General features: G+C 70.9%; 7 protein-coding genes. 6 read left to right on the top strand and 1 reads right to left on the bottom strand.

What is annotated here, in order from left to right:
• Positions 1 to 785, top strand: a 785-nt coding sequence (locus VF468_09890; protein HEX5878619.1) for an alpha/beta hydrolase, incomplete at its 5' end; no start/stop codon positions are given.
• 110 nt (positions 786 to 895) lie between these two features.
• Here the strand turns inward: VF468_09890 and VF468_09885 are convergent.
• Positions 896 to 1450 (bottom strand): helix-turn-helix domain-containing protein, encoded by a 555-nt coding sequence (locus tag VF468_09885; protein ID HEX5878618.1) that lies wholly within the window; start codon positions 1448 to 1450, stop codon positions 896 to 898.
• 177 nt (positions 1451 to 1627) lie between these two features.
• On the opposite strand from VF468_09885, the gene VF468_09880 reads away from it, so the two are divergent.
• The 5 genes from VF468_09880 to VF468_09860 form a co-directional block, all read left to right on the top strand.
• Complete coding sequence (locus VF468_09880; GenBank protein ID HEX5878617.1) at positions 1628 to 2254, top strand: SIS domain-containing protein; 627 nt, start codon at positions 1628 to 1630, stop codon at positions 2252 to 2254.
• Positions 2251 to 2475 carry a HypC/HybG/HupF family hydrogenase formation chaperone gene (locus tag VF468_09875; protein HEX5878616.1) on the top strand — a complete coding sequence of 75 codons (225 nt, stop codon included), beginning with the start codon at positions 2251 to 2253 and terminating at the stop codon, positions 2473 to 2475. The genes VF468_09880 and VF468_09875 overlap by 4 nt, the downstream gene beginning before the upstream one ends.
• Complete coding sequence (locus VF468_09870; protein ID HEX5878615.1) at positions 2465 to 3133, top strand: SIS domain-containing protein; 669 nt, start codon at positions 2465 to 2467, stop codon at positions 3131 to 3133. Before VF468_09875 ends, VF468_09870 begins: the two co-directional genes overlap by 11 nt.
• A gap of 26 nt (positions 3134 to 3159) precedes the next feature.
• Positions 3160 to 4209, top strand: a complete 1050-nt coding sequence (locus tag VF468_09865; protein ID HEX5878614.1) for a hydrogenase expression protein HypE — start codon at positions 3160 to 3162, stop codon at positions 4207 to 4209.
• Between the two features lie 12 nt (positions 4210 to 4221).
• Positions 4222 to 5019: nickel-dependent hydrogenase large subunit (locus VF468_09860; GenBank protein HEX5878613.1), on the top strand; the 798-nt coding region annotated here is incomplete at its 3' end.

Here is a 5019-nt window from a genome sequence, read left to right as displayed (position 1 = left end):
AACTCAGAGGAGGGATCGCGCGGATGACCACCTACGTCCTCGTCGCCGGGGCCTGGCTGGGCGGATGGGCCTGGCAGCCGGTCACCGACCAGCTCCGCCGCCACGGGCACGACGTCCACCCGGTGACGCTCACCGGGCTGGAGGACCGCTCGGACCTGGCCAGTCCCCAGGTCGACCTCGACACCTACATCTCCGACGTCGTCGACCTGGTCGAGCGCGAGGAACTCCACGACGTCGTTCTGGTCGGGCACAGCTACGCCGGGCACGTGGTCACGGGAGTGGCCGACCGGATCCCCGAGCGCATCTCCCTGCTCGCCTACCTCGACGCCGGGCCGAGCCCCGACGGGACCGCCTTCATGGACCTCCAATCGCCCGCCGCCAGGGAGCTGATCGAGCGCCTGGTCGACGAGGCCGGCGATGGCTGGCGGATCCCCATGCCCTCCTGGGAGGACCTGGAGGGCACCATGGGCGCCAGCTTGGAGGGACTCGGCCAGGACGAGCGCGACCACATGCGCGCCCACGCCACCGCCCAGCCGCTCCGCACCTGGACCCAGCCCCTCTCCCTGAAGAGCCCCGCCCGCCAGGACCTGCCCAAGCTGCTGATCACCTGCAGCCTGCCCCTGGCCCAGGTGCGCGAGATGATCGCCGCCGGCCACCCCTGGTTCGCCGCCCTCGCCGGCCCCCAGTGGTCGTTCCGGGAGCTCCCCACCGGGCACTGGCCCATGTTCTCGGTCCCCGGCAAGCTCGCCTCCCTGCTGCTCGACCTCTCGTCCGGGTCGCGCTGACGCCACCCCCATGCAGTCACCTGGCGCTGGAGTCAGGGGTGGGGGGCCAACTGACCTCGGTGCCAGGCCAGGGTGACCACCATGGCGGCGGTGGGCACATTGACCACGGGCTAGCCCAGCGGGGCCTCGCCGAAGACCTCGTGGATGCGGCGGAGCTCGCGCAGGCGGGGCTCGGTCTCGCCGCCGACCCAGCGGCTGACCGTCTTCACCGACACGCCGAGCTGGCGGGCCGCGGCCTCCTGGGAGAGGCCCTCGCGCTTGAGCACGCCCGCCAGCCACTCGGCGAACGAGCGATGCTCGGGCCGGTCGCGGCGGACCGGCGGGAAGGTGCTGCCGGCGCTGGCCGGGCCGCGCAGGACGTCGACCTCGACCCCGTCGGGGAAGATGCGGAAGCAGACCTGGATCTGGCCGCCGTCGGGGCTGGCCGCCTCCAGCAGGGCGTTCAGCACGGCGTGGTGGAGCTGCTGGCTGCCTTCGGGGGTCAGCGGGGCGTCGCGCAGGTAGCGCAGCACGAAGTCGCGGATGTCGGGGATGGACGACGGCCGGGCCGGGAAGGTCTGGGTGACCACGAAGACAGGGTCGACGACGACCGTCTCGTGCGGCACCGCCACCGGAGCGCCGTCGGGCACCCGGTCCCCCCGGGCGTCACCAGCGCGCTCCTCCAAGGATCGCTCCCTCGCCGCCGCCAATTTGTGCGATTGTAGGCGAGGTTGCGCTCCGGTCCCAGGAATCAGGCAAACGTGACGCTCTGTCCGAAAGCTGTCCGGACAGAAGTGTCTTGCAAAGCGGGCAGCGACGGCGCATGCTTCCCAGATGCCGGTAGGCTGCCGGGAGGGCCGTGCATGCGACAGCGACTGTCGGAGACGCTCCAAGCGGCGGCCACCGATGCCCTCGAGCAGCGGGCCAAACCGGTCGAGGCCCTGGCCGACGACGCCGAGCAGGTGGCGGCCGCCTGCCACGCGATGGCCGTCCGCTTCCACCGTGGCGGCAAGCTCGTCTGCTTCGGCAGCGGCGGCCCCAGCACCGACGCCCAGCACATCGCCGTCGAGTTCGTCCACCCGGTGATCGTGGGCAAGCGGGCCCTCCCGGCGATCTCGCTGACCGGCGACGTGGCCACCCTGACCAGCATCGCCGGCCGCGAGGGCTACGCCGAGGTCTACGCCCACCAGCTCCGCCACCTGGCCGCCCCCGAGGACATCGCCCTCGGGGTGTCGGTCGACGGCAACGACCCGGCGGTCCTGGCCGGGCTGGAGGCCGCGGCCGAGCTCGGGATGCTCACCATCGCCCTGGTCGGGGGCGACGGCGGCCAGACGGCCCAGAGCGGGGCCGTGCACCACGCCCTGGTCGCCCGGTCCCACGACCCGCTGGTCGTCAAGGAGGTCCACGTCACCGCCTACCACGTCCTCTGGGAGCTGGTGCACGTGCTGTTCGAGCAGCCGGGCGTGCTCGACCCGGAGGTGATCCGTTGAGCGGCCCCGAATGTCACGGCGACGTCTGCATCACCTGCTCGGACGAGGCGGTCCAGGTGCGGGTGGTGCGGCTGCTCGACGCCGACCTGGCCATGGTCGACACCGGCCAGAGCATGGAGGAGGTCAGCGTGGCCCTGGTCGACGCGACCGTCGGGGACACCATCCTGGTCCATGCCAAGGAGGCCATCGCCGTGCTCGGAGGTGCCGCCGGTGGGTCGTGAGGGCACCGGGGTGGAGTCCCTCTACCCGTTCCTGTACGCGGGCGCCTCCAGCCTCGACGACGTGCTCGACCAGGTGCGCCGCTCCACGGTGGACAAGGCGGCCGAGATCGTGGAGCTGCGCCGGCTGACCGTGCAGCGGGACGCGGCCCGGCTGGCCGACTGCGCTCGGGCCATGGCCAGGTCGTTCGCCGGCGGGGGCCGGCTGTTCGCCTTCGGCAACGGCGGCAGCTCCACCGACGCCCAGGCCGTGGCCACCACCTTCCTGCACCCCCGGCCGGGCGGACGGGCCCTGCCCGCCCTGTCCCTGACCGACGACGTCGCCGTGGTCACCGCCCTGGCCAACGACGTCGGCTTCGACGTCGTGTTCGCCCGCCAGCTGGCCGCCTTCGGGCGGCCCGGCGACATCGCCGTCGGGCTGTCCACCAGCGGCAACTCCGACAACCTGGTCCGCGCCTTCGAGGAGGCGAGCCGGCGCGGGCTGCTCACCATCGGCCTCGCCGGCTACGAGGGCGGCAAGATGGCCGAGCTCGACACCATCGAGTACCTGTTCGTGGTCCCCTCGTCGTCGGTCCACCGCATCCAGGAAGCGCAGACCACCGTCTACCACGTCCTCTGGGAGCTGACCCAGGTCGCCCTGGCCGCGGCCGACGGCTCCTGACCAACCTCCCGAGGTGGTGAAGCGGCATGGCAGCTGGCACGGAGCAGGAAGAGGCCGTCGTCCACATTCTCTGGATCAACGCCGGCCTCAGCTGTGACGGCGACTCGGTCGCGCTCACGGCGGCGACCCAGCCGAGCATCGAGGAGATCGCCCTCGGCGCCCTACCCGGCCTGCCCAAGGTGGCCGTGCACTGGCCGCTGATCGACTTCGAGTGCGGCCCCAACGCCGGCGCCGACGACTTCCTGGAGTGGTTCTTCAAGGCCGACCGGGGCGAGCTGGAGCCGTTCGTGCTGGTGATCGAGGGCTCGATCCCGAACGAGGCGATCAAGCGCGAGGGCTACTGGTGCGGCTTCGGCAACAACCCCGAGACCGGCCAGCCCATGACGACCAGCGAGTGGATCGACCGCCTCGCCCCCAAGTCCCTGGCCGTGCTCGCCGTCGGGACCTGCGCCACCTACGGCGGCATCCACGCCATGGCCGGCAACCCCACCGGGGCCATGGGCGTCCCCGACTACCTCGGGTGGTCGTGGAAGTCCAAGGCCGGCATCCCGATCGTCTGCGTGCCCGGCTGCCCCATCCAGCCCGACAACCTGTCCGAGACGATCCTGTACCTGCTCTACCAGGCGGCCGGCCAGGCGCCGATGATCCCCCTGGACGAGGCCCTGCGGCCCACCTGGCTGTTCGGCATCACCGTGCACGAGGGCTGCGACCGGGCCGGCTACTACGAGCAGGGCGACTTCGCCACCGAGTACGGGTCGCCCAAGTGCCTGGTGAAGATCGGCTGCTGGGGGCCGGTGGTCAAGTGCAACGTGCCCAAGCGGGGCTGGCTCAACGGCATCGGCGGCTGCCCCAACGTCGGCGGCATCTGCATCGGCTGCACCATGCCGGGCTTCCCGGACAAGTTCATGCCGTTCATGGACGAGCCGCCCGGCAGCAAGGTGTCGACCGCGGCCAGCGGCATGTACGGGACGGTGATCCGCAGCCTGCGCAGCGTCACCGCCAAGACGGTGGACAAGGAGCCGAAGTGGCGCAGGACGGGTCGCGAGCTGACCACCGGCTACCGCCCGAGCTGGTAGGAGGAGACGGCGATGACCACGACCGAGCGCGCAGGGACCGGTGACGGCCTCGTCGAGATGGCCTGGGACCCGATCACCAGGATCGTCGGCAGCCTCGGCATCTACACCAAGATCGACTTCGCCCAGAAGAAGGTCGCCGAGTGCTTCTCGACCTCGTCGATCTTCCGCGGCTACTCGATCTTCATGAAGGGCAAGGACCCCCGCGACGCCCACTTCATCACCAGCCGCATCTGCGGCATCTGCGGGGACAACCACGCCACCTGCTCGGTCTACAACCAGAACATGGCCTACGGGGTGCGCCCGCCGCACCTGGGCGAGTGGATCATCAACCTGGGCGAGTCTGCCGAGTACATGTTCGACCACAACATCTTCCAGGAGAACCTGGTCGGGGTCGACTACTGCGAGCGGATGGTCAAGGAAACCAACCCGGGGGTGCTGGAGCGGGCCAACTCGACCGAGGCGCCCCACGCCGCCGATCACGGCTACCGGACGATCGGCGACATCATGCGCTCGCTGAACCCGCTCGAGGGCGAGTTCTACCGCGAAGCGCTCCAGGTCAGCCGCTCCACCAGGGAGATGTTCTGCCTGATGGAGGGCCGCCACGTCCACCCCTCGACTCTGTACCCGGGCGGCGTGGGCACGGTCGCCACCGTGCAGCTGTTCACCGACTACCTGACCCGCCTGATGCGCTATGTCGAGTTCATGAAGCGGGTCGTGCCCATGCACGACGACCTGTTCGACTTCTTCTACGAGGCCCTGCCCGGCTACGAGCAGGTCGGCCAGCGCCGCGTCCTGCTCGGCTGCTGGGGC

The organism is Actinomycetota bacterium, assembly GCA_036280995.1.
GTDB lineage: Bacteria > Actinomycetota > CALGFH01 > CALGFH01 > CALGFH01 > CALGFH01.
Note: the sequence above shows the minus strand (reverse complement) of the source record. Positions and strands in the feature narration are given on the sequence as shown.